Here is a 24,872-nt window from a genome sequence, read left to right as displayed (position 1 = left end):
TGCGATATGATGAATGTCATAGAAAGGAAGCTGCTGCTTTATGGGCAAATCTAAGAAAAGCGTACAGATTGTTATTCTGCTTGCCATCATCCTGATCGGAGTGTACGCCGTTGCAACCGTGGTATTCGGCTCTGATGAGGTTCCCAAAGTAGGGCAAAAGGCAGCGGATTTCGAACTTCTAGCCATGGATGGCAACGTACATACCATGAGTGAATACGAAGGCAAGGCCAGGGTTATTAATTTCTGGGGCACCTACTGTCCGCCGTGCGTTCGGGAAATGCCGGCACTTCAAGCCCAGTGGGAAAAATGGAGCAGCCAGGGCGTTGAGATCATCGGAATCAATGTGGGCGAAAACAAAATGACCGTAGAGAATTTTGTTGCTCAAACCGGCGTGAAATTCCCCATCCTGATGGATCCCAAGCGGAACGCTGTTGCCAGCTTCGGAGTTGGGCCGATGCCAACCACCTTTTTTGTTACGGCCTCCGGCAAGATTGACCATATTCGCATAGGCGAACTGGATTTGAACACCCTTGACAAACAAATTGAACAGTTGGTGAATGCGAAATGAGTCAAGGTTCCAAGCCTTTGATCCAGAATACGAAGTGTGATTGTGGACACCAGAATCCAACGGGGACGGTCCTCTGCGAGGCTTGCGGCAAGCCGCTGACCGAGGAAGCGGAGGCCCAGCCGATTCTGGAAATGCGGTATGACGGCGTTGCCCGTCGATCGCAGAAAGAAAATCCCGGTATTATCGATCGGGTATGGAATTTCTTCTCTTCGGTAAAAGTAGCAATATATCTCATATTGCTAACCTTGATCGGCTCCTCGCTGGGGACCATCTTTCCGCAGGAGAGCACATTCCTTAACATTGACCCCTCTGTCTACTACAAAGAGGAGTACGGACAGCTGGGGCATATTTATTACTTGCTCGGGCTGTCACATACATATACGTCTTGGTGGTTCGTTCTGCTGCTCGTCATGATCGGCGCATCGCTTGTCATTTGCAGTCTTGACCGTGTCCTGCCGCTCTACAAAGCGCTCAGCAGACAACGGATTCCGAAGCATATGTCCTTCCTTACCCGACAGAAGGTGGTATACCAAGGACAAGTCCAAGAGGACGGGGCCGACTGGGTTGAGCGGATTAAACCGGTCATTAAGAAAAAGGGCTATCGCGTTCGAACGGACGGCGGGACGCTTCTGGCCGAGAAGCAGCGGTTCAGCCGCTGGGGCCCCTATGTTCTTCACATCGGCCTGATTATCTTCCTTCTTGCTGTTTTGGGACGGAACCTGCCGGGACTGCATATGGACGAGCATATGGCCTTTCCTCAGGATGAGCCGGTGCACATCAAGAACACCAGCTACTATTTATTGAACGACGGCTTTAAGGTTGAATTCTATACCGAAGACGATATGCCCGAAGAATTCAAAGGCAAGAACAAGGTGCTGCCGAAGGAATTCCAAACCCAGGCCATCCTGTATATGTGCGAGGCCAATTGCGACGATCTCGATAAAGAGCCCCAGCTCGTGGAATTGACGCGCCATAACATCGAGGTGAACCATCCGCTCAATTACAAAGGGTTAAAGGCTTATCAATTCGATTATGACCTGACCCCGATTCTCCGTACGGTTTCGCCGGTGCTGATTGACAGCAAGAGCGGTAAGGAATACGGCAAAATCACGCTGTCCATCAACGATCCCCAAAGAGAGTATCAGGCAGGGGAATATACGTTAACGCTTACACAGTCCTTCACCGATTTTGGGCTGGGCGATAACGGCAAGCCGGTCAACCTGTCACCTAACCCGAATGCGCCTGCATTCTTATTTCTGATTAAGGGACCTGATCTGCCGAAGGAAGGCGTTCAGTACTTCTACTTCCCTAAACAGATCGATAAGGAACGCTTCAATCAGGAAGCGATCAATGCGCAGCTGGCGGGTGGCGAGGCACTCGTAAAACTGGATGTGCTCAGCATGGACGATGTGGACTTTTCGGAATCGACGACTTATCTGAATATTCGTGTGGATAAAGCCATGCCGTTCATTTGGGTTGGTTGTTTCATTGGTATGATCGGCCTGGTCATGGGCTTTTATTTCACCCATCGCCGGATCTGGCTGCGTATTGATAACGGAACGCTGACGCTGGGCGCGCATACGAATAAGAACTGGTTTGGACTTCGCAAGGAGATCTCCGGAATCCTCAAGCAAATGAATATCGAAGTCGATGAAAAGTCATTGGAGAATAACAGGGGGACTAAGCATGAATCTAATTGATTTCAGCGGCGACGCATTTATCGTTGCTTTTACCTTATACTGCGTGGCATTTATCATGTACGCACTTGCCGTCATGGGACGCCGGTTCCGCAAACGCGACCCGGAAGCCCATTTGGCGAAGTGGGGCAAGATCGCATTTGTTACGACAACGATCGGTTTGATCGGACACTTGCTGTACTTCTTTACTAGATGGGCGGGCTCGGGGCATGTGCCGGTCAGCAATATGTATGAGTTCATGTCCTTCTTGTCGATGGCAATCATGATTGCCTTCCTCGTACTTTATTTTATCTACAAAAAATCGCTGCTCGGATTGTTTGCACTGCCGCTCGCAATCCTGATCATGGCCTATGCCGCCGTGTTCCCGCAGCAGGTGCAGCCGCTCATTCCTTCGCTTCAGTCCTATTGGCTGGGTATCCACGTTACATTGGCGGCACTGGGGGATGCGTTTTTTGCGGTCGGCTTTATTGCCGGCTTGATGCATCTGCTCCGGACCGTTAACTTTGGCGGAACGGACAAGGGCTCGCGCAGGGAACAGCGCTGGCTTGAGCTCGTCATGTTTGCCATCGTGGTGCTGCTCGGATTTATTTTGTCGGTGTACAGCTTCCGTGCAGGCGGTTATCAGGCGGAGTTTAACCAGACATTGGTTGACCCGAAGACAGAAAATAGTACAATAGTAAAAGTGGAATATAACATGCCTCCGCTAATCGCGCCTTACCAGAGCGAGACCGAGAGCATGCAGTCCTTCTTGGGCATGAAATCCCCGCTCATGGAAGCTCCGTCCTGGATGCACGGCGTGAATGCAGGACGTAAGCTGAATACGGTGGTATGGTCGCTGGTCACCGGGTTGATCCTTTACGGATTGCTCCGCCTGATCCTGCGCAAACCGCTGGCTAAATTCATTCAGCCCGCACTCCATCGACTGGATCCGGATGATCTGGACGAAATCAGTTATCGAGCCATCGCGATCGGCTTCCCTGTATTTACGCTTGGCGGTCTCATCTTCGCCATGATCTGGGCAGAGATCGCATGGGGCCGGTTCTGGGGCTGGGATCCGAAGGAAGTATGGGCGCTTATTACTTGGTTGTTCTACAGCGTGTACCTTCATCTCCGGCTATCGCGCGGCTGGCAGGGCAAATATTCGTCCTGGCTGTCCGTTATCGGCTTTATCGTGGTCATGTTCACGCTGGTCGGCGTCAACTTGATTATCGCGGGTCTGCATTCCTATGCAGGCACCGACTAATGGCAATTGAATAGATGTGAATTAACAATCAGAAGGGCCCTTTCTTAATCAAGAGGGCCGCTTCTGATTTTCCCTATAAAAACGAAGGAGTTGGCTGCCAATGTCTGAGCACGGAAATCGCATTCTTGTTGTTGATGATGAGGAACGGATTCGCCGTTTGTTGAAAATGTATCTGGAGAAGGAAGGATATGAAATCGAGGAGGCGGAGGATGGGGAGACCGCTCTTCGCAAAGCAAGCTCGGAGGATTACGGGCTCGTTATTCTGGATGTCATGCTGCCCGGCATGGACGGCGTTGAAGTATGCACCCGCCTTCGTCAGGTAAAGTCTACGCCGATCCTGATGCTGACCGCCAAAGGCGAGGAGATTAACCGGGTCCAGGGATTCGAGGTGGGCGCCGACGATTATGTGGTGAAACCGTTCAGTCCTCGCGAGGTGATCTATCGCGTTAAAGCCATATTGCGCCGTTCGTCCGCCACGGCTTATCTGAGCAAGGAGCCGAATCCAAGCAACAGCATCGTATTCCCTCACTTGATCATTGAACACGATGCCCACCGCGTGACGGCCGGCGGGCATGAAATCAGCCTGACGCCGAAGGAGTACGAACTTCTGCACTATTTGGCCTCGTCCCCGGACAAAGTGTTCTCGCGGGAAGAGCTGCTGAAGGATGTTTGGAATTACGAGTTTTTTGGCGATCTTCGCACGGTCGATACCCATGTGAAGCGTCTGCGCGAAAAATTGAATAAGGTATCCACGGAGTCCGCAGCGATGATTACGACCGTATGGGGAGTAGGCTACAAGCTGGAGGTACCGAAGTAACGTGAGTTTTTGGAGATCACTTGTCGGCAAGCTGTGGATTACGATAACCTGTTTGGTCGCGTGCGTACTGCTGACGCTCGGTTTATTCTTGCTCCCTTATATCGATACCACCTTCGCGAATTCGGATGCCATCAAGCGTTTATTTACTTATGTGGCCATTATCGGCTTTTCGATGACCACCTTTTTCGGGTTGTTCCTGCTGACGAAAATTACGCAGCCCATGCAGCAGCTCATTGAGGCAGCCAACGATATCCGTAAAGGGAAATACGGCACGCGGTTGAACCTTGTGACCAGCGATGAGATCGGCGAGCTGGCCAATACGTTTAACCATATGGCAGCGGAGCTGGAGACGAACATCCGCAATTTGAACCACGAGAAGGAGCACCTGTCCAGCGTGCTGAGAAGCATGAGCGACGCCGTGATTACGTTTGACAATAACGGGCAGGTCATCCTGGTGAACCCGCCGGGATTGGAAATCATGAAGACCTGGAAAGGGCTGCAGTGGGACGATGAGCTTCAGGGCGGAGGCTGGGCGGCCGATGTCATGCCAAAACCGCTCAGCGAGTTATATTACGCCACCGTCAACGAAGGCAAGGACCAAAGCGCCGATCTGCATGTGAAGCAGGGAATCTGGTCAGCCCATATGGCCCCCTTGTATTCGGATGACGTGATCCGCGGAGCCGTCGTGGTGTTAAGGGACATAACCGAACAGGTTACATTAGAAAAAATGCGGACGGACTTCATTGCCAACGTGTCGCACGAAATACGGACGCCGCTGTCCATGATGCAGGGTTACAGCGAAGCGCTATTGGACGGCATGGCAGCTTCACCCGAAGAGAGCAGGGAGCTTATACAGGTCATTCATGAGGAATCCCTGCGGATGGGGCGTCTGGTGAAGGATCTGCTTGATTTGACGCGCATGGAGGCAGGGCATGCCGAGTTATCCCTGCGGGAGATGGATGCAGGCGAATTGTGCGAGCGGGTATTCCGTAAATTTGCGGTTCGTGCCAAAGAGCGGGATATCGATCTTCAGCTGAACAAGCTCCATTCGAATCTTCAGCTCGAAGCGGCGGATGAAGACAAGCTTGAACAGGTGCTGACCAATTTGCTGGATAACGCTTTCCGTCATACGCCTTCAGGCAAGAAAATTCAAATTACGGCAGACCGGATCGCCTTATCGAACACGGAGGCGCTCCAGGTGAAGGTTTGCGACCAGGGAGTCGGCATTCCGCCGGAAGACCTGCCTTTTGTATTCGAACGATTCTACAAGGCCGATAAGGCGCGTGTGCGGGGGGAGACGGTGGGAACCGGCATTGGCCTTGCCATCGTGAAAAATATCGTGACCGCGCACCACGGAACGATCAACGCGACAAGCGAAGTGGGGAAAGGCACCGTGTTTACGATGACGATCCCGACAAAAGCGGCAGAATCTTAGGGAATGCCCGCGCAAAAGACAAAACACGCTCGCAAGGAGCGTGTTTTTTTGTTGAAATAAAGGGGTTAATCTTGTTCTACGTGGAACAATGATTAACCCCTTGGATTAAAGCTTAGCCTAGCGCGATTTGCTGCGCCGTGTTGAGTTCCGACAAGCCGGTAAGCTTGATCAGAACGTCCTTAGGAACGTCTTTATCCACCGTCAGCAGCATGATGGCCTCGCCGCCGATCACTTTACGTCCCACCTGCATGGAGGCGATGTTGACATCGTTCTCGCCGAGCAGGGTTCCGACACGTCCGATAATGCCCGGTTTATCGTTGTGGGAGATCAGAATCAGATGGCCTTCCGGTGAGATATCGACAGGGAATTTATCCAGACGTACGATTCGTTCGCCGTATCCCAGAAGAAGCGTACCCGCAACAATTCGTTCCAGGCCGTTTTGCGTTTTCAGCGTAACGGTAACGAGATTGGTGAAGTCTTTGGTTTTTGGCGTCTGCGACACAACGACATGCAAATCGCGGCTCTTCGCCAAATGCATGGAGTTGACAATGTTCACTTCGCTTCCGAGGTGGCGTTCCAGCACGCCCTTAACGATGTACCGGGTCAGGGCCTGCGTATCGACTTCAGCCAGCTCGCCTGCATAGTCGACGTGAATCTCCTTTACCGCGTGTGCGGTGATCTGGGCCGCTACACTGCCCAATTTCTCGCCGAGCGAGAAGTAAGGCTGCAGCTTGTTCATGACGCTTGCGGCTACAAGCGGGAAGTTGACCGCATTCTTAAACGGCTCGTTGCGCAGGATATGCAGCACTTGCTCGGAAACGTCGATCGCAACGTTCTCCTGGGCTTCAACAGTGGATGCACCCAGATGCGGAGTGACGATAACCTTCGGATGGTTAAGGAACGGATGATCGCTTTCAGGCGGCTCATGTTCGAATACGTCAAATGCGGCTCCGGCTACAATGCCTTCATCGATGGCTTCCACGAGCGCGCGCTCGTCAATGATGCCGCCACGGGCACAGTTCACGATGCGCATGCCGCGTTTCATGACCTCGAATTGCGGTCTGGCGATCATGTGGCGCGTCTCCGGCGTAAGCGGAGTATGAACCGTGATGAAGTCTGCGTTCCGGATAATGTTATCCACGGAGGAAAGCTTCACGCCCAGTTTATCCGCACGTTCTTCCGTCAGGAACGGATCGAAAGCCAGAATGTTCATGCCGAAAGCCTTGGCGCGTTTAGCCACCTCGCTGCCGATCCGTCCCATGCCCATAACGCCCAGCGTTTTGTTGCGAAGCTCTACGCCGAGGAAGGATTTGCGATCCCAGGTTCCGCCTACCGTTTTGGCATAAGCTTGAGGGATGTGGCGGGCGAGGGCAATCATCATAGCAAACGTATGCTCTGCCGTCGTGATCGTGTTGCCGTCAGGTGCATTGATGACAACGATCCCGCGCTTTGTTGCCGCTTCAAGATCAATGTTGTCCACGCCTACGCCGGCACGGCCAACCACCTTGAGATTGGTTCCTGCATTCATGATGCGTTCTGTAACGCGCGTCTGACTCCGAACGAGGAGTCCGTCGTATTCACCGATAATGGCAGTGAGCTCGTCTTCGTTAAGCCCGGTTTTTTTGTCTACCTGCACATCGGCGGCGTCCATTAACTGCTGGATCCCCAAATCGCTGATCGGATCCGATACCAATACTTTAAACATGGTTTCTCTTCCTCCTTAAAATCCACTATAAAATGCGGTACTGCAATATTGAATAAGGATTACGCTTAGCGCGCGCTCCGTTATACACCAGAGATTCCGATAAAGCTGCAAGAGGTCTATACAGGTTTGACGCGGTGTCGTGGCAAAGAGACAGGAACATAAAAAACTCTCAATCCGCATACTACCTCCGTAGTAAGGGACGAGAGTTATTCGTGGTGCCACCCTTATTCGCTGCCAAGATGCGGCAGCCTCAAGCGGTCTGTTCAGACCATGATTGGTAACGGATATCATCCGATTTGCGCCTACTCCAAGTTTCAGCGAAATATCTCAGGAACGCTCAAGAATACTTTACGCCACCGATTTGCACCAACCATCGGCTCTCTGAGGACGTTACGGTTTCTCTTTTCCGTCATCGGTTTTCACAGATTAATTTTTTCATAATGTATCATGGCTCTAACATTGTGTCAATAGGTGTTTATTTAGGCCAACCGCCTAGGAGCAGGGGAAGAAACAAGGGATAGCCTTGAATGTCATGCCGTTAATTTGCTATGATGCATATGCCCGCCTATGATTAAATTAAACTTATATTACTGTGGTTGTACACGAAGATATCTTAAAAATCAAGATGAAAGACAGGCCCATCTTCTATGAAAAAATTTAAAATACGCGTTAAAAGAATCGAAGCCCACCAGTTGAACGATCGGCTGCTGCTCATCAATCTGTATCTTACGCAAGCATTGACGCTTATCGTCGGTTTGATCTGGATTTTGTTCCAGAACCGGAATCCGTTCGGATTATTTGTTTTTCCGAAGGAAATCGAGTTTGTTTATTGGGGTCTCGGACTTGCCGCAGCGATGCTGGCAGTGGACTTTGTATTGTCCCGGTTTGTGTCGGAGGATAGCATGGACGACGGCGGGATCAATGAAATGCTGTTCAGGAAAAGGCCGGTTTGGCATATATTCGTTATCGCCCTGATCGTGTCCATCTGCGAGGAGTTATTGTTTCGCGGAGCGATACAGCATGCGTTCGGACCGTATTGGACAAGCATCTTGTTCGCGCTGATTCATGTCCGATATTTAAAGCATTGGCTGCCGACTGGATGGGTTTTCTTGAGCAGTTACGGTCTGGGCTACGTCTATATACAAACGGGTACCATTTGGGCGCCAATTCTGTGCCATTTTCTGATAGATTTCATATCAGGAATGTTGATACGGTTTCGGAGGAAAGAGGAACATGAACGAGCTTAGCAGAATGCAACGACATCAGGGCCGAAATAAAGGCCGGAAGAACAAGTCATCGGCTCAATCCGAAAAAAGAGCGGCGGAAAAGCCGCTGCAGGCAGGAGGGAATCGGAGTCGATCTAAATCCCAAGCGCCCGCAAGCACTGCGGTACCGAAGCCGCGGGGCGGCAGCGCGGCGGATGGATTAAGCCGGTCCAGATCGACAAGGTCAAACCAGAATCCGATAGAGGAAGAGGTTTCGGCGCCTAAACGAACGAATACATATTCCTCCTATCGCGTAAGAATGAGCAAGTGGTTTGTGAACTCATTAATTGTCATCTTCATATTGTTAATGGTAGGTCTTCTATGGTGGGGACTTATCGGAGCGCCTCCATTAAGGGAGTTGTTAAAGGAGATATTATGAGTGTGTTGATGTGGATAGCGGGTGCTGCGGCACTCGGTGCAGGCGCAATCGGCTGGATGAGGGCTGAAGCCCGGGGCTATCGGCTGCGTGAAGAGGAAGTGGTATCCGAGCGTATTCCGCGGTCGTTTGACGGGTTTCGGATGCTGTTCATCACCGACATACATCGCAGACAATTGTCTGAAGAGAAGCTATTATCCAATATATCATCGGTGGATTGCGTGCTCCTGGGCGGAGATATTACCGAAAAAGGGGTGCCCTTTGAGCGGTTGAGACATAACATGTCGGTTTTGGCCCGCCTCGCCCCCGTGTATGCCGTACTGGGAAATCACGACCTGTATGCAGGCAAGGACGCCGTTCGCAAGGTATTGCGGGATAGCGGGGTCATTCTGCTGAATGACAAGACCGTCAAGTTGAAGCGGGATGACGAGTGCCTTGTCCTTAGCGGAGTTAGGCAGCCGGCAAGCAGGAAACATCCGTATACGAAATTCCGGGGAAATGCTGCGGAGGACCAGTATCACATCATTCTGGTGCACGATCCGATATGGCTCAAAGGCAAGGAAGAAACGCACGGGGATCTCCTGCTGGCAGGACATACCCATGGAGGACAGATTGTGCTGCCGATTGCCGGAGCGGTTCGTCTGGAGCGATTTTACAAGAATTTTAAATCCGGATGGTATACGCTGCCGAGGAAGGCAGGAGAGCCTATCCACTCCTCCAGGCTGCTGATCAGCCGGGGGTTCGGCACTTCCCATATTCCACTGCGCTTGAAATGTCCGGCGGAATATCATGTGATTACATTACGCAAAAAACCTTAATTCGATCGTCGGATGTTTGACGGCAGAATTAAGGTTTTTCCGGTTTTTCCGGTTATCTTATTTTAGGCTCGATCCATTGCGGATCCACGAATCCATACCCTTTGGCCTCGAGCTTGGTCAGCAAAGTGTCCAGGGCTTCGGCAGTCCACGGAAGCTCATGCATCAGAATATTGCTGCCGGGATGAAGCTGCTCGAGCACGTTGCTCACAACGGCATCGGGTTTGTTTTTGTTTTTGCTTTCCCAATCCAGGGAACCGTTGGACCAAGTCATAAACAGCAGGTCATGCTCCAGCGCGACTTCCTTGACGGTATCTCCGCCGGAGCCGAACGGAGGCCGGAAAAACTTCGGTTCCGCTCCCGTCGCTTCCTTAACGATCTTCTGGACGTCCCCGATCTGTTTCTCGACCTTCTGTTTGCTTTCCTTTTTCAGGTCGATATGATCCCAGGAATGATTGCCGATGATTTGACCGCGGTCATGGATCAGCTTCAGCAGCTCGGGATGCTCCTTCGCGCGGTATCCATTCACGAAGAAAATGGCTTTGGCTTCATGCTTGTCGAGCGTATCGATCATGCGGTTGATCATTTTTTCATCCTTGGGACCGTCGTCAAATGTGAGCAGCACCACCTTTTCGGGTACGGATTCATCGTTTGGTACGATTCGGTACACCTTATTCATGTGGTATTTCGGTTCGGACGGAGCCTCGGCTTCCGGATCCTTGTCGGCCTCCTCGGACGGGTCCGGGGAATCCGGGGATTTACTCGAGCTCGTGCTGGACGGGTCTTCAGGCTTGTCCTGTTCGGCCGAAGGATCGGTGCTTTCTTTCGCAGGGGACACCTGCCCGGTGGATTCGTTTTGCTGCTTCGTCTGGGTATTACCGCCTTCCATAGCCGCGCCTTGCTTCTGAGCGGCGCCGTTGCTGCCGCATGCACTGAGCATCAGGCAGCAGGCCAACAGAAGGACTGTTCGTGTTTTAACCATGATTCCATCTCACTTTCCTGTATTTATGTAGCATGAGTTCCTGGCGGTGCGAGAACAATAAACTCGAGTTTATCATAGAAGGAGGTATCATTTGTGAAGACTTCGTCATTTCTATATGGTGTCATTATCGGTGCCGTTGCATCCCGGATGATTTCCCGGAAAAACGGCATGTTCTTCTCCTCGATGATGAAAGACGCGAATCTTGGCCGGTTTGCGAATACCGCGATGAGTAAAATTCAAGGCAACAAGAGCCAGTTTAGCGGCTCCGGCCGAGAAAGCGTGTCTCCCAGTCCAGGCCGACATGATTCCACTCATTCCAATGGAACTGCAGGGGTACAGGCATCGACTCATTCGAAGGCTGCCAACCTGAAGCAGGTCAAGGATTTCATCCGAAACAACCCTGATGTGAAGACCGAAGTCGAACAGATTTTGAAAGAGACCCACACCGTCATACCGGGTTTGTAAACGGCATCAACCTTTTTGAATCATTCTCGGGGAACGGCCTCACGAATCCCTGTGAATGATTCTTTTTTCTTCAGCTACATATTTACGTGCATTTGTGGGTATTAAATGATAAAATCAATTATATAAAACCATTTTTATCACGTCATAATCCAGACATCATAATTTGTTATAAACTTTTGTTTACGTAAGGAGGATCCTGTCATGAAAATAGAGCGTTTGAGTCAAGATAAGATACGGATTTTCCTCACGTTTGACGATCTGAGTGAGCGTGGGATCCAGAAGGAAGAGATGTGGCAGGAAATACCGAAAGTTTATGACCTGTTTACGGAGATGATGGATCAGGCATACAGTGAACTCGGATTTGATGCCACCGGACCTCTTGCCGTTGAGGTGTTTGCACTGCCTGCCCAAGGCATGGTGGTTATTGTGACGAGAGGGAAATACGATCATCATTTCGGCGGCTTGTCCGAAGAAGATATGCCGGACGAGATTTATGAAATGGAAGTAACGCTGGATCAAAGTGATACCATCGTCTATGTTTTTCAGGATTTTGAAGTGCTCATTGAAGCATCGCATATGTTGAAGGACCTTGTAGGCGGAGCGGGCAAGCTCTATCACTATATGGATAAATGGTTTTTGTACTTCGAGCCCGAGGAACTGGATAGCGAGAAGCTGCCGGCTATAATTGCCATGCTGGCCGAGTTTGGCGAATCCTCTTCGGTGACGGAGGCTGTGCTGGAGGAATACGGGAAGAAAGTGATGCCTCAGCAGGCGGTTGAGGTTATCTGTACACACTTCCAGCGTCAGCATTAATCAATGTGGGCGTGCGTGCCGGACTTCAGGCCCGCAACTAACGGAAGGGGAATTTCAGTGCTGGTGTTCTCGATCATTGCGTCAGCTTTGGCGCCGGGACTCGCATTGCTCACGTATTTTTACCTGAAGGACAGGTATGATCAAGAACCCCTGCACATGGTGATCAAAGTGTTCATGCTAGGGGTTCTGATCGTTTTCCCGGTCATGATTTTGCAGCGGGGAATGATACTATGGCTTGGCGACAATCCGGTAGTCAACTCACTGTTCGTTTCGGCGGGCGTTGAGGAATTTTTAAAATGGTTCGTGATGTATCATATTATTTTTAACCATACGGAATTTGACGAGCCTTATGACGGCATACTATATGCAGTGGCGATATCGCTGGGATTTGCTACGGTAGAGAATTTACTTTACGCTTGGTACAGCCAGGCAGCCTTCGGCCCGATGTTCATGCGGGCGCTGCTGCCCGTTTCGGGTCACGCAATGTTTGGCGTTATCATGGGATACTACATGGGACATGCAAGGTTCACGGAAGGGAAACGAAGAAGATTCTTCCTAGTGCTGTCTATGGTTCTGCCTTGGATGTGGCATGGTCTTTATGACCTGATTCTGAATTTGCTGACCCACACATGGGTATGGTTTATCGTTCCGCTAATGGTTCTGCTGTGGTATGGCGGCATGGGCAAAATCTCCAGAGCGAACAACCGCTCTCCTTTCCGCTTCATTAACCGGGAGGAAGAGGTTAATACGTAACAAATCAGGGCACACTTCATTCTATAGACCTTGGCTGACAGCCAGGGAATCATAGAAAGGGAGGTGCCTTTTTTGCGTGTAAAAGTGAAAATTCTTTGCAAGGATTGCGGTGAGCGATTCGTATTGCGCGGAAAGAAGGAGCAGGGCCGGATCGAAACCGGATTTAAGCAGTGCCTGTGCAACAACCGGGATCACTTCGATATTGAGGAAGATTTCTAGTTGATGAAGGAATGATCCAGGGATGCATAAGACTTCTTTCTTCTAGTCAAACTAACGGCAGTGAGTAGAAGAAAGGAGACTATCGCATCATGTACAAACGATTAAGCGCTATTCTGTTTCCTGTAGCCACCATATTATTGATCGGGGCTCTGGTTTGGGGATATCAAGAAAATAAAGAAAAGAACGCCATATTGATTAACGCCGAGAACCAGTACCAACGGGCTTTCCATGACTTGTCGTACAATATGGACAGGATTCATGCCGAGCTCGGCAATACGCTTGCGGTCAGCTCGACTTCCCAAGGGATGCACCGGAAGGGCCTGATGAATGTATGGCGCCTGACCAGCCAGGCGCAGAACGAAATCAGCCAACTGCCGCTAACGCTGCTTCCGTTCAACAAAACCGAAGAGTTCCTGTCCCGGATATCGAATTTTGCCTACAAAACGGGCGTGCGCGATTTAACGAAGGAACCGCTTAGCGAGAATGAGGTCAAAACGTTGAAATCGTTATACGCCAACTCCGGCGAAATCACGAAGGATTTGCAGCATGTGCAGAACAAGGTCATCGCTAACAGTCTGCGCTGGATGGACGTAGAAACGGCCTTGGCTACGAATAAAGTCGAAGATAACTCGATTATTGACGGATTCAAAACGGTGGATAAAAAAGTAGAGGCTTACCCTGAGCTTGATTGGGGACCATCGGTAAGCAGCATTTACGACAGACGTTCCGTGAAGCAGCTGGCAGGCATGCCGGTCTCGGAGGAGGATGTGAAGCGCAAAGCGCTGAAATTCTCCGACACGGGCAATCAAGCCAACGTACAAGTGACGAAGAACGGTAGCGGTACCGAGTGGGTGTCCTACACGGCCAAAGTCAAACACCCGAAAGGCCATATGCTCAGCATGGATTTCACCGAAAAAGGCGGCCAGCTGATCTCCTACACGGATGAACGGAATGTCGGCGCCAAGAGAGCATCCGTTCAGGATGCCATCGACAAAGCCCAGCAATTCCTGACGAAAAAAGGCTATTCCGACATGACGGTCGTATCGGCCGACCAATACGATAACCTGGCCAACTTCTCTTTTGTGCGCGAAGAAGACGGCGTGCTGATATATCCTGAGAAAATCACCGTGCGCTCGGCCATGGATAACGGTGAGGTCATCGGATTTCAGGCGAGCGACTTTGTTTACGAGCACCAGGTGAAGCGCGATATCCCGCAGCCGAAGCTCAGCCTCGCCGAAGCGGAGAAGGTTTTGAACCCTGAATTCAAGGTGCTCTACCACCGCAAGGCCCTGATCAAAAACGACCGTTCCGAAGATGTGCTGTGTTATGAGTTCGGCGGACGCATCAACGGCTCCCAGTACCGGATTTACATTAATGCGGATACGGGCCTGGAGGAAACGGTCGAGGTCGTTAAGGATGCGCAGGCAGGAATTAAATAGCCGTTTCTTGATGCCATATAAGCCGGTTCAGGCGATTTCCTGAATCGGCTTTTTGCTTGCGGAGAACTGCTGCAGAGCAGCCAGTATAGTGTCTAAGGAATACATCTGTATCCCGGGGAAAGACATGAATCGACCGGATTCGAAGATTTTATCCCATGGTCCCGCTCATCCCGTGATATAATGGAAAATAATGATTATGATGAATTAGTGGGTGAGCGCATTGTATCCAAAGATCAACGACGTCCTCTATATCCAGTTGGATACGGGGGATGAGAAGGAAGCCAGCATTGTTTACAAATCCCGCATTTCCGACATGGATGACGAATCGATGTATATGGAGGTTCCGCTTCAGGAAGGAACGGGGAGGCTGAAGAAGCTGTATATTGGGGACGAGCTTTCCGCTTATTTTTTGACGGAGGGCGGAGTCAAGAACTTCTTCAATTCCTATGTCCTGAGTCACCATGAAGACGTTATACGCCTGGTTCGCATCAAAAAGCCGGAGCCGGATCAGATCACGAAGGTGCAGAGAAGGAGCTTTCTGAGGGTACAAGCCGAGCTCGAGTTAGCGGTGATGGCCAAAGACGGCACGCGGTTGCTGACCAAAACCGATGATGTCGGCGGAGGAGGGGTATCCTTTTACCTGGAACCCGACAAATCGTTTGCGGAAGGGAGCTTATTAAGCTGCTGGATCCTTATTCCGTTCAAGAACGGATCGGTGGAGCATGTCCCTTTTGAAGGCGAAGTTGTCAGGGTCAAGCAGCTGCCAGGCAATCGAAGCATCGTCATGCTGAAGTTTAATCAGATCGTAGATATGGAGCGTCAGAAACTGATCCGTTATTGCTTTGAGCGCCAGTTTGATTTTCGCAACCGTTAATGCATAAAATGGACAAGCCGGTGGCACACTAGCGGAAAATTTTGTGTCGGAAGGACCGTGTGCTTATGTCCCAGTCATCTAACGATCAAAATCAGCTGCGGCGAAAAACTAGGCAGGATCCCATGTCCGACGATAAAGGACAAGCTCTTCATGACCGATACGGTCAAGTGCTGCTTAAGCTGCTGATAGGGCTCGCATTCGCTTTGGTGATCGTCCAGCTGCTATTGCATTATGAACCAAGCCGGCCCTACCTTTCGCCGATTCAGCAGATGGAGGGCGTTCCCGTTAATGAGCCAAATGTAAACGATTGGATGGGAGAAAACACCCCTTCTCTTTTGCATCGCTCTAGCTAGTGTGGTATAATTTTCACGTCGCAGGCGGGCGCCTGCTTTTTTCTTGAAATATGAGATCGTGCCTTGTTTATCTCGGACTTTCTTGTATATTTTCACTAGAGGAACGGTGATCCCGTCCCTGATCGGATGGTAAGCCCTTTCGATTTCGAGGTATATGTTTGAGGAGGAATGCCCCGTTGGTTATGCAGGGGACAGGTTATCGCGACAGAATTAATATTGCCATCGACGGTCCGGCAGGCGCGGGCAAAAGCACGGTAGCGCGTATGGTAGCCAGCAGGCTGCAGTACATCTACGTGGATACCGGCGCCATGTACAGGGCAGTCACCTGGTTCATGCTGAACCAAGGGATTTCTCCGGAAAATCCCGAAAAAGTGCTTCAACATGCACAAAACATGGTGATTGAATTAAAACCGCATGAAAATGGTCAAATGGTTTGGCTGAACGGGGAAGACGTCACGCCATATATTCGTTCACATCAGGTTAGTGCAGTGGTATCCCAATATGCACGAATCGAAGGTTTGCGAATAAAGCTTGTCCGTTTACAGCAGCAAATGGCACTGGATAAGGGCGTTGTCATGGATGGACGCGACATCGGCACGACGGTTTTGCCGGATGCCGAAGTGAAGATTTTCATGACGGCCAGTGTCAAGGAACGTGCGCTCCGCCGCTTCCATGAGTTAAGTGATGAAGGCATAACGCTGGAACAATTGGAAAGAGATATCGCAGAACGCGACAGGCTGGACCAGGAACGTGAAGTGTCCCCGCTCCGATGCGCAGAGGATGCCATCATACTGGATACGACGCATATGGATATCAATCAGGTTGTCGAAGCGATTCTTTCATATTGCGAAACTTAATGGGGATGGGGAGAAATAGGCATGATTTACGTTTTTTGCAGAGCGGTGGTCCGCGGTTTGTTCGCTATTCTCTACAGATTCGAATCTGTCGGCGTACATAACATACCTTCGGAAGGCGGCGTGCTAATCTGCAGCAATCACATTAGCGTACGAGATCCGATTTCTGTCGGCATCCACGTCAAGCGCCAGGTGAAGTTCATGGCCAAAGCCGAGCTGTTCAACATTCCGGTGTTCGGATGGCTGGTTCGTCAGCTTGGGGCCTTTCCGGTTAAGCGCGGGGGCGTAAGTAAAGATTCCATCAAAACCGCTCTTACGATCTTGCGTTCGGGCGAGATTATGGGAATCTTCCCTGAAGGCACGCGCAATTCGGATGCAACCGCGGCGAAACGTGGCGCGGCAAGCTTCGCTCTCCGTAGTGGGGCAACGGTCGTACCGGCTGCCATCATTGGAGACTACAAGCCGTTCCGAAAGGTAAAAATCATCTACGGCGCACCCGTGGATCTGTCCCGGTTCGAAGGTGACAAGTCACCGGAGGCACTGGATGGGGCAACCGAATTGATCATGGCCAAGATTCACGAAATGCGAGCCAGCGGCAAACCAACCGAGAACTGATTTATTCGCTCCATGCATAAAAAGCATGGGAAGGTTGGAAAGATACTACAGCAATTATGTTTTGAACTTCGCGAATGCGAGTTTAAATAAATGGGGTTTGAATTGAGGAGGTTATTTGACATGTCGGAAGAAACAAGAAATCAAGAGGCTGCTGAAAACCAAGAGCAGCTGGACCAAATCGTATCCTTGAAAAAAGGGGACACCGTGAAAGGGACGATCGTCAAACTGGAGGACAACCAAGCTTACGTAAGCATTGGATATAAATATGACGGCGTAATTCCTGTTCGCGAACTGTCTTCTGTACAGCTTGATAATGCATCGGATGCGGTTCAGGTTGGCCAAGAGGTAGAGTGCAAGGTCGTTAGCATCAACGACGACAAGGAAAGCCTGGTTCTTTCCAAGCGCGCGATCGACACCGAGAATTCTTGGGATGAGCTTGAGAAGCATTTTGCGGATCAGGACGTATTCGAAGTAACGGTGGCCGACGTGGTTAAAGGCGGACTCGTAGCCGATGTCGGCGCACGCGGCTTTATTCCTGCTTCCATGGTCGAGCGTCATTTCGTTGAAGACTTCAGCGACTACAAAGGCCGCACGCTTCGCGTAAAAGTGAAAGAGCTGGACCGCGAGAACAACAAAGTGATTCTTTCCCAGAAGGACGTTCTGGAAGAAGAGTTCGAAGCGAACAAACAAAAAGTGATGTCCGAGCTTCAAGACGGACAAGTGCTGGAAGGCACCGTGCAACGCCTCACGCAATTCGGCGCATTCGTTGACGTTGGCGGCGTGGACGGTTTGGTTCACGTATCCGAGATCGCTTGGAGCCATGTTGACAAGCCATCCGATGTATTGTCCGAAGGCGATCAAGTGCGCGTGAAAGTGCTGAAAGTGGATCCTGAAAAAGGCAAAATCAGCCTCAGCATCAAAGCGGCTGCTCCGGGTCCTTGGGAAACAGCTGGCGAGCAATTCAACACGGGCGACATCGTAACGGGCGTCGTAAAACGTCTGGTTACTTTCGGAGCTTTCGTTGAATTGGCACCAGGCGTAGAAGGTTTGGTTCATATCTCCCAAATCTCCCACAAGCATATCGGTACTCCGCAAGAAGTACTGAAGGAAGGCCAAGAAGTTCAGGTTAAAGTACTTGACATCAACACTTCCGAGCAGCGTATCAGCCTGAGCATCAAAGAAACCGAAGAAGCGCCAGCTCAAGCTCCGCGAGCTGAAAAACCGTCCAAAGGTCCTAAAATCGACCTGAAAGACAACCCGAACGTTTCTTTGAACAACCAAGGCATGAGCGTTACGCTTGGCGAGCGTTTCGGCGATAAGCTGAGCAAATTCAAGTAAGCCCGGGAACAGTTTTGTTCGGTCTATTGACCTATCATAACGAAGTCGGCGAACCCAGAAATCTGGGTTCGCCATTTGTTTTTTTAGGGGACGAACGTTTACGGATGTTGTAACATGGGGTAGAGCATAATAGAAATGCAGATGAAAGGTTAGCCAATTGTAACGTTTTTTGCTATGATGATAATCGTAAGAATTGACAGGAGGAGTGACTATGGCAAGACCCGTAGTGGCTATCGTCGGAAGGCCTAACGTCGGTAAATCCACCATATTTAACCGATTGATCGGCGACAGATTAGCCATCGTTGAAGATAAACCGGGGATTACCCGTGACCGGATTTACGGCAGTGCCGAATGGAACGGTAAAGCGTTCAGTGTCATCGATACAGGCGGTATCGAAATCGACGGCGATGACATGATTTTGAAATCCATACGCATGCAAGCCGAGCTTGCGATTGAAGAAGCGGATGTCATCGTATTTATGTGCGATGCGAAGACGGGGGTTACCCAATCGGACGAGGAAGTTGCACAGATTCTGTTCCGTTCCGGTAAACCTGTCATACTCAGCGTAAACAAAGTGGATAATTTGAAGCGCGCTGATGATATCTATGAGTTCTATTCCCTCGGATTTGGCGATCCTGTCGGGATATCAGGCAGCCACGGCACAGGGATCGGCGACCTCTTGGACGTTGTCGTCGAGAACCTGCCGGAACTGGAGGACGACGAATATGACGAGGATGTTATTCGTGTCGCCTTGATCGGCAGACCGAATGTAGGCAAATCTTCTCTCGTCAATGCCATTCTGGGAGAAGAGCGCGTCATTGTCAGTGACGTTGCGGGCACGACCCGCGATGCGATCGATACGCCATTCGAGAAAGACGGGCAGCGGTACGTCCTCATCGATACGGCAGGCATGCGCAAACGCGGAAAAGTGTATGAAACCACCGAGAAATACAGCGTCATGCGGGCCATGCGGGCCATCGAGCGGGCGGATGTCGTTCTCGTGCTCATCAACGGGGAAGAAGGCATTATCGAGCAGGACAAGCATATCGCCGGTTATGCTTATGAGGCCGGTAAAGCGTCTTTATTTGTCGTCAACAAATGGGATATGGTCGAGAAAGACGACAAGACGATGCAGCAGTTCGAGAAAAAGATCCGGGACCATTTCCTGTTCATGACCTATGCGCCGGTCGTATTCTTGTCGGCCAAGACGAAGCAGCGCCTGCAGAAGCTGCTCCCCGTCGTTAAACATGTGGCCGATCAGCATTCCCTTCGCGTGCAGACGCATTTGCTTAACGATGTCATATCCGATGCGATTGCGATCAACCCGCCTCCAACGGATAAGGGAAGAAGATTGCGCATTAACTATTCAACACAGGTGGCGGTCAAGCCGCCGACCATGGTCGTATTCGTCAACGATCCGGAATTGATGCACTTCTCATATGAGCGTTACCTTGAGAACAAGATTCGGGCCGCTTTTGACTTTGAAGGTACACCCATCAGGATATTTACTCGAAGAAAGTCTGATGAGAGTTAGGGGAGAATAGCTTGATTCTGGAGATCGTAGCGATTGTAGTTTGTTATTTACTTGGTTCGGTAAGCTTTAGCGTACTGCTTGCCAAAATCCTGAAAGGGATCGACATTCGTCAGCATGGCAGCGGGAACGCCGGGGCAACCAATACCCTTCGCGTCCTGGGAAAAGGACCTGCCATTCTGGTATTGGCTTTGGATGTAATTAAGGGCATCGCTGCGGTTTGGATCGGACGATGGCTCGGGGGAGACAATGCGTGGCTGCCGGGGTTATGCGGCATTGCCGCCATCATCGGTCATAATTGGCCTCTTTACTTCCGCTTTCGAGGCGGCAAAGGAATTGCAACCGCCATTGGGGTGCTTGCTACGCTCTGCTTCATTCCAGCGCTTATAGCAGGCGTTATCGCCATTCTATCCATTGTTTTTACCCGTTATGTATCTTTGGGTTCCCTTATTTTTGTAGTGCTTACCCCTGTTTTCCTCTTGATCGCGGATTATTCCTGGCCGATCTTTTGGACAAGCTTGATCATATGCGTATTCGCCTTCTGGCGTCATCGCTCGAACATCGTGAAGCTGGTACAGGGACGTGAAAACAAGCTTGGTTCCGGAAAAGGAAAGGACAAAGGAGGGAAGCGCGTTGTCTGACAAAGTCGCTGTTCTGGTGGCAGGCAGTTGGGGAACCGCTTTGGCAAGTGTTCTCGCTTCGAATGACCTGGATGTTGTCGTCTGGACGAGAACGGAGGAACAGACCCGTGAAATTAACGAACTGCATACCAACAACCGTTATTTGCCCGGGGTGAAGTTATCTTCGAACATTCGCGCCACGACCGATATGGAAGAGGCGGTCTCTTCGGCTGCTGCCGTGGTTATCGTTGCACCATCGTCCGCGATGCGGGAGGTTTCGGGCCAGCTGAAGCAGTATTGGAGCGAAGATATGCTGGTGATTCACGCAACCAAAGGATTCGAGATTGAATCCCTGAAGCGGATGTCGACCGTCATATCCGAAGAGCTGGGCTGCGAGGAAGGTCGCGTAGTCGTACTATCAGGACCCAGCCATGCGGAGGAAGTGGTGAGACGCTGCCCTACAACGGTCGTTGTGGCATCCTTGGACGCCAAGGCCGCCGCCGCCGCCCAGGATCTGTTTATGAACACGTATTTCAGAGTGTACACGAACCGGGATATGATCGGCGTGGAATTGGCCGGAGCGCTGAAGAATATTATCGCTTTGGGCGCCGGCATGTCCGACGGATTGGGCTTCGGCGACAACGCCAAGGCGGCGCTTATTACGAGGGGATTGGCAGAAATTTTGCGAATCGGCATGGAGATGGGCGCGAATCCGCTGACGTTTGCCGGGCTTGCCGGGATCGGCGACCTCGTGGTTACCGCTACGAGCCAGCACAGCCGGAACTGGCGTGCAGGCTCGATGCTTGGGCAGGGCAAGAAGCTTGATGAGGTTCTCGCATCCATGGGGATGGTGGTGGAAGGAATACGCACGACCAAAGCCGCGCATGCCATTTCCGAGAAATACGGGGTGCAGATGCCGATTGCCGACCAGCTGTACCATGTGTTGTTTAAAGACCGGAATCCCCGCGTCGCCGTGGAAGCCTTAATGGGCCGGGACCCCAAGACCGAGATGGAAATGATGCCGCTCGAGACTTGGGAGCAATGGCACACCTAGCTTATTCACCATTCCGAGGATTGACTCATATATTGATGTGAGGATGTCGGAGGAGGGGTGGAAATGAGCAAAAGCTTTCACAAGGATGTACTGAATGCGATTAACAAGAAAAGCGGTAAGAAAATTTCTTCAGGGGCTGTCAATAAGCTGGCTAGCACGGTTAAACCGTCTACTATGCAAAATGAAGCCCAGCTCCGCCAGCTGATCAAGCAGGTATCTGCTATGGCGAACATACCTGTCAGCGAGGACACGATTCAGGAAATTGTCGGAGCGGTGAAGAAGAGCGGCATGAATCCGAGCAATATGGAAGCCTTGATGAAAATGATGATGAACAAATAAGATATGCTGATCATGAACAAAAGACGCATCCTTTGCGGGAATGCGGCTTTTGTTCTTTTTTTCGCCATACTCAGGGTGAGGCACTATCATTTTCGTGATATAATAGGTTGAATAATTTGAAGAGAGATTGGAGAGTTTCGTGACATGGATCCGATGCAAAAGATGTGGCTGTCCCTTGTCGCATTATTGATTATGGCGCTGTCCGTCATCGTGGTTACGCTTGCGCGAAGCAAGACCAAAGGTTTTCTGCGCGGCACGCTATCGTTTGTGGCCTTTATGATGATGATTTTCGGTTTTATTATCGGACTGGCTTCCATCATTTAATATGGGAAGCCGCTTCCGGGATGATACGGTAAAGGGGTGCAGCATGACGCTGAATGATCTGCCGGAATTGGAGAAGGCGTTAGCTACCGCCATTCACAAACTGAATCAGGCGCCGGTCGCTTGGCTGCTGGGTGGAAGCTGCTGCTTGCTCCTTCAGGGCGTAGAATTAGGCAAGCCGCCGAGGGATATCGATATTTACGCCGATGCAGGGGGGATTCAGCCGCTGCATGAGACGCTGGCCCTTCTGGCAGTAGACGCTCCCCGGCTGGATCAGGAAGGGATATATTCTTCCATTCTGAGCCACTATGAATTAGAGAAAGTCCCGATTGAACTTGTAGGCGGATTTGAAGTGAATTCGGAGGGTTCCTCCTATCGCGTTGAAATCGATCAATTGCTCTATCCTGCAGCGCCAGCGCGCCACATTCGGGACGTCACGGTACGGCTGATGCCGTTATCCCACGAACTGGTGTTTAATGTGCTTCGAGACAGACCGGATCGTTACGATGCCATTGCGGAGACGATGTTGAGGGATATGAACCAACATTTGCCGCTGCTTCAGCGGTTGTTAAGCCGAAATCGGTTGAGCGAGGAACATCGGATGGTATTGAAGCGATTAATCGGACTACTGCCATAGCACGGTAATCGAACCGGCAGCATGGAAGAGCGGGTACATAAGAAAAGGAGCGGTTTGCCGTTGGAGTACGAGGTATTATTTCTGCCGGATCAGAAGAAGGTCAAGGTTCGTCCGAACACGAATGTGCTGGATGCCTCGCGTCGTGCCGGTGTACGCATTCCGACCCGTTGCGGAGGCAAAGCAGGCTGTCTGATGTGCAAGATCCTGGTACCGGATGAGGAACGCGGACATTGCTCTGCTCCTGAGACCAAGGAAATCAGGAAGCTGGGAACGTCGATGATGGAACAAGGCTACAGGTTATCCTGCCAGACGAGGATTACGAGCCATTTGAAGGTGATAATCCCAGAGGATCCCCTTAAGGCCGCGATACGCAAGCAGCTGGAGGCAGCGAGAAACCGGGAGTCCGATGACTTTATTTAAAGCGCGAGTTCAAAAAGATCGGTTTTCAGCACCGAGGCTTATGCTTCCGATGTGCGTTTTTTCAAAACGCTTCAGTTGAGTGAAGCTAGGGACGTCAGGAGCGGAGCGTACGTAGTTTGTACGTGAGCCCCTGAAATGTTTCCGCAGGAAACATACTTCGAAAGCGTATGCTTAGGCCCGGCTGAATTCAAGATTCGATGCCGAGTGGCTACTTGATTCACTTTGTGTTAGATATAGGATTTATAAGTTATCAACGGAGTTGATGAAATTCTATATCGCAAGAAAACCTACTTCTGAATCGCGGTCGCTCAGCCTTGAATTTGCCTCGATTGGTTTTCTTATCAAAATCGGACTTTTTGAACAACCTCTTAAAGCGAAGGATGATGTTAGTTGAGTATGAACACTTGGATGACCCAAGCGGCTGGCCGTACGAAGCGGATGTCTGCCGTCTTAGTCCTGGTGCTGTTTCCAATGTTGCTGACAGGTTGTCTATATCCTGACGAGAAGCTGCAGGAGAACAAGGTTTCCTATAGGGAAAGTGTCAAACGGATTCAGTCGGCCGTGGACGATTTTTATCAAGAGCAAGGAATTCTGCCGATCATTACGGCAGGCGCGGAAATTCCGAAGTATGAGAAATACCGGGTCGATTTGGATCAGCTGAAGGGCCGAGGATATATCGACCAAATTCCGGATACGGCTTTCGAGAAAGGCGGCAGCGGTTATTTTCTCATTATTAATGAGGAAACCGAACCGACCGTGAAGGTCATGGACTTAACAACGGCTCAGAAGGTGAATGACGTTCAGCGAGCCGTGAATCTGTACAAAATGGCGAATGACAACGCCCTTCCGGCAGGGGAAGCCCTCTACCCGGGTTATACGGCGGTGGATTTGTCGAAAACCGAGGCCAAATCCCTTAAGTTGATGAGTGTATACTCGGGCCAGGAAATGCCTTTTATGATGGATGAAGAGGGCACGGTGTACGCCGATTATGCCTTTGATATTATGCAGGCTATCCAGAAAAACGGCTCCGAGCCCAAAGAAGGAGAGGATTTACGGGTGTTTCTGGAGAAGGAATCCTATTATGTACCCGTAAAATCCGTACCCTATGCATGGAAGGACGGGCAGCCTGTGGCTCAGCCCCTATCCTAAACCCGTACCCGCCGATATCGGCGGGGATTTTTTTGGTCCCGCCTGGTTGCCGGGTTCTTCCTGGAGAATGAGGTACGGCAGCCATTAGGCGGGTCGACTTTTTTTTTCTCGGATCTCTTCTTCGATCGTTTTTTCGAATAGGGCTTGATCCCTTTGGGATTTTTAGTAAAATCCG

28 protein-coding genes and 1 other annotated feature are annotated in these 24,872 nt (G+C 50.8%); of the genes, 26 read left to right on the top strand and 2 right to left on the bottom strand.

Translation table 11 applies throughout. The features are described 5' to 3' along the window. The first annotated feature begins 40 nt into the window (after positions 1 to 40). From RB298_RS07540 to RB298_RS07520, 5 genes are all read left to right on the top strand, one after another. Positions 41 to 568, top strand: a complete 528-nt coding sequence (locus RB298_RS07540; protein ID WP_486046641.1) for a redoxin domain-containing protein — start codon at positions 41 to 43, stop codon at positions 566 to 568. Then, positions 565 to 2,268, top strand: a complete 1,704-nt coding sequence (locus tag RB298_RS07535; RefSeq protein ID WP_096773266.1) for a cytochrome c biogenesis protein ResB — start codon at positions 565 to 567, stop codon at positions 2,266 to 2,268. Before RB298_RS07540 ends, RB298_RS07535 begins: the two co-directional genes overlap by 4 nt. Then, complete coding sequence (gene ccsB, locus RB298_RS07530) at positions 2,255 to 3,508, top strand: c-type cytochrome biogenesis protein CcsB (RefSeq protein WP_015734502.1); 1,254 nt, start codon at positions 2,255 to 2,257, stop codon at positions 3,506 to 3,508. Before RB298_RS07535 ends, ccsB begins: the two co-directional genes overlap by 14 nt. 100 nt (positions 3,509 to 3,608) lie before the next feature. Then, positions 3,609 to 4,325 (top strand): response regulator transcription factor, encoded by a 717-nt coding sequence (locus tag RB298_RS07525; RefSeq protein ID WP_036665717.1) that lies wholly within the window; start codon positions 3,609 to 3,611, stop codon positions 4,323 to 4,325. A gap of 1 nt (position 4,326) precedes the next feature. Beyond that, positions 4,327 to 5,760, top strand: a complete 1,434-nt coding sequence (locus RB298_RS07520; protein ID WP_486046638.1) for an ATP-binding protein — start codon at positions 4,327 to 4,329, stop codon at positions 5,758 to 5,760. A gap of 112 nt (positions 5,761 to 5,872) precedes the next feature. Here the strand turns inward: RB298_RS07520 and serA are convergent, their stop codons facing one another. Then, complete coding sequence (gene serA, locus RB298_RS07515) at positions 5,873 to 7,465, bottom strand: phosphoglycerate dehydrogenase (protein WP_009595252.1); 1,593 nt, start codon at positions 7,463 to 7,465, stop codon at positions 5,873 to 5,875. A 192-nt stretch (positions 7,466 to 7,657) separates the two neighbouring features. Further along, positions 7,658 to 7,887 (bottom strand) — a binding site (T-box leader). 225 nt (positions 7,888 to 8,112) lie between these two features. Here serA and RB298_RS07510 point away from each other — a divergent pair. The 3 genes from RB298_RS07510 to RB298_RS07500 are packed head-to-tail and all read left to right on the top strand — an operon-like array spanning position 8,113 to position 9,924. Continuing rightward, positions 8,113 to 8,712, top strand: coding sequence for a CPBP family intramembrane glutamic endopeptidase (locus RB298_RS07510; RefSeq protein ID WP_015734505.1), 600 nt, complete (start codon positions 8,113 to 8,115; stop codon positions 8,710 to 8,712). Continuing rightward, complete coding sequence (locus RB298_RS07505; RefSeq protein WP_096773267.1) at positions 8,699 to 9,109, top strand: hypothetical protein; 411 nt, start codon at positions 8,699 to 8,701, stop codon at positions 9,107 to 9,109. The genes RB298_RS07510 and RB298_RS07505 overlap by 14 nt, the downstream gene beginning before the upstream one ends. Next, entirely contained in the window at positions 9,106 to 9,924 is an 819-nt protein-coding gene (locus tag RB298_RS07500) for a metallophosphoesterase (protein WP_486046635.1), read from the top strand. Before RB298_RS07505 ends, RB298_RS07500 begins: the two co-directional genes overlap by 4 nt. 52 nt (positions 9,925 to 9,976) lie before the next feature. On the opposite strand, the gene RB298_RS07495 is transcribed toward RB298_RS07500, so the two are convergent. Then, positions 9,977 to 10,903 carry a polysaccharide deacetylase family protein gene (locus RB298_RS07495; RefSeq protein WP_486046633.1) on the bottom strand — a complete coding sequence of 309 codons (927 nt, stop codon included), beginning with the start codon at positions 10,901 to 10,903 and terminating at the stop codon, positions 9,977 to 9,979. Positions 10,904 to 10,996: 93 nt separating this feature from the next. Here RB298_RS07495 and RB298_RS07490 point away from each other — a divergent pair, with 93 nt between their 5' ends. From RB298_RS07490 to RB298_RS07405, 18 genes are all read left to right on the top strand, one after another. Then, positions 10,997 to 11,368: a hypothetical protein gene (locus tag RB298_RS07490; RefSeq protein WP_096773270.1), complete on the top strand. Its 372-nt coding sequence runs from the start codon at positions 10,997 to 10,999 to the stop codon at positions 11,366 to 11,368. Between the two features lie 201 nt (positions 11,369 to 11,569). After that, entirely contained in the window at positions 11,570 to 12,181 is a 612-nt protein-coding gene (locus RB298_RS07485) for a genetic competence negative regulator (protein WP_015734510.1), read from the top strand. 57 nt (positions 12,182 to 12,238) lie between these two features. After that, positions 12,239 to 12,934: a glutamic-type intramembrane protease PrsW gene (prsW, locus tag RB298_RS07480; protein WP_090911039.1), complete on the top strand. Its 696-nt coding sequence runs from the start codon at positions 12,239 to 12,241 to the stop codon at positions 12,932 to 12,934. 72 nt (positions 12,935 to 13,006) lie between these two features. Next, the gene (locus RB298_RS07475) at positions 13,007 to 13,153 is read left to right on the top strand and encodes a hypothetical protein (RefSeq protein ID WP_009595221.1); all 147 of its coding nucleotides are present in this window, start codon (positions 13,007 to 13,009) and stop codon (positions 13,151 to 13,153) included. 89 nt (positions 13,154 to 13,242) lie between these two features. Continuing rightward, positions 13,243 to 14,592 (top strand): germination protein YpeB, encoded by a 1,350-nt coding sequence (gene ypeB, locus RB298_RS07470; protein ID WP_096773271.1) that lies wholly within the window; start codon positions 13,243 to 13,245, stop codon positions 14,590 to 14,592. Between the two features lie 211 nt (positions 14,593 to 14,803). After that, positions 14,804 to 15,466: a flagellar brake protein gene (locus RB298_RS07465; protein WP_015734514.1), complete on the top strand. Its 663-nt coding sequence runs from the start codon at positions 14,804 to 14,806 to the stop codon at positions 15,464 to 15,466. Between the two features lie 122 nt (positions 15,467 to 15,588). Then, entirely contained in the window at positions 15,589 to 15,819 is a 231-nt protein-coding gene (locus RB298_RS07460; protein ID WP_255250448.1) for a DUF5359 family protein, read from the top strand. A 176-nt stretch (positions 15,820 to 15,995) separates the two neighbouring features. Beyond that, positions 15,996 to 16,676 (top strand): (d)CMP kinase, encoded by a 681-nt coding sequence (gene cmk / locus RB298_RS07455; RefSeq protein ID WP_015734516.1) that lies wholly within the window; start codon positions 15,996 to 15,998, stop codon positions 16,674 to 16,676. 21 nt (positions 16,677 to 16,697) lie between these two features. Next, the gene (locus tag RB298_RS07450) at positions 16,698 to 17,288 is read left to right on the top strand and encodes a lysophospholipid acyltransferase family protein (protein ID WP_096773273.1); all 591 of its coding nucleotides are present in this window, start codon (positions 16,698 to 16,700) and stop codon (positions 17,286 to 17,288) included. A 120-nt stretch (positions 17,289 to 17,408) separates the two neighbouring features. Then, positions 17,409 to 18,626, top strand: a complete 1,218-nt coding sequence (rpsA, locus tag RB298_RS07445; RefSeq protein WP_015734518.1) for a 30S ribosomal protein S1 — start codon at positions 17,409 to 17,411, stop codon at positions 18,624 to 18,626. A 211-nt stretch (positions 18,627 to 18,837) separates the two neighbouring features. Continuing rightward, entirely contained in the window at positions 18,838 to 20,160 is a 1,323-nt protein-coding gene (gene der, locus RB298_RS07440; RefSeq protein WP_009595099.1) for a ribosome biogenesis GTPase Der, read from the top strand. A gap of 11 nt (positions 20,161 to 20,171) precedes the next feature. Then, the gene (plsY, locus tag RB298_RS07435; RefSeq protein WP_015734519.1) at positions 20,172 to 20,798 is read left to right on the top strand and encodes a glycerol-3-phosphate 1-O-acyltransferase PlsY; all 627 of its coding nucleotides are present in this window, start codon (positions 20,172 to 20,174) and stop codon (positions 20,796 to 20,798) included. After that, the gene (locus RB298_RS07430) at positions 20,791 to 21,831 is read left to right on the top strand and encodes an NAD(P)H-dependent glycerol-3-phosphate dehydrogenase (protein WP_096773274.1); all 1,041 of its coding nucleotides are present in this window, start codon (positions 20,791 to 20,793) and stop codon (positions 21,829 to 21,831) included. The genes plsY and RB298_RS07430 overlap by 8 nt, the downstream gene beginning before the upstream one ends. Positions 21,832 to 21,894: 63 nt before the next feature. Next, positions 21,895 to 22,170, top strand: coding sequence for a stage VI sporulation protein F (locus RB298_RS07425; RefSeq protein WP_009595189.1), 276 nt, complete (start codon positions 21,895 to 21,897; stop codon positions 22,168 to 22,170). Between the two features lie 144 nt (positions 22,171 to 22,314). Next, the gene (locus tag RB298_RS07420; protein ID WP_006209457.1) at positions 22,315 to 22,494 is read left to right on the top strand and encodes a DUF2768 family protein; all 180 of its coding nucleotides are present in this window, start codon (positions 22,315 to 22,317) and stop codon (positions 22,492 to 22,494) included. A 43-nt stretch (positions 22,495 to 22,537) separates the two neighbouring features. After that, a complete protein-coding gene (locus RB298_RS07415; protein WP_096773275.1) occupies positions 22,538 to 23,128 on the top strand; it encodes a hypothetical protein in 591 nt (196 codons plus the stop codon). Positions 23,129 to 23,188: 60 nt separating this feature from the next. Then, the gene (locus RB298_RS07410; RefSeq protein WP_009595225.1) at positions 23,189 to 23,548 is read left to right on the top strand and encodes a 2Fe-2S iron-sulfur cluster-binding protein; all 360 of its coding nucleotides are present in this window, start codon (positions 23,189 to 23,191) and stop codon (positions 23,546 to 23,548) included. A 396-nt stretch (positions 23,549 to 23,944) separates the two neighbouring features. Then, positions 23,945 to 24,697: a hypothetical protein gene (locus RB298_RS07405; protein ID WP_096773276.1), complete on the top strand. Its 753-nt coding sequence runs from the start codon at positions 23,945 to 23,947 to the stop codon at positions 24,695 to 24,697. The last annotated feature ends 175 nt before the right edge of the window (positions 24,698 to 24,872 follow it).

The organism is Priestia sp. BR_2 (assembly GCF_041954005.1).
Lineage (GTDB): Bacteria > Bacillota > Bacilli > Paenibacillales > Paenibacillaceae > Paenibacillus_AQ > Paenibacillus_AQ lautus_A.
This window is presented reverse-complemented; position numbering and strand designations above follow the sequence as displayed.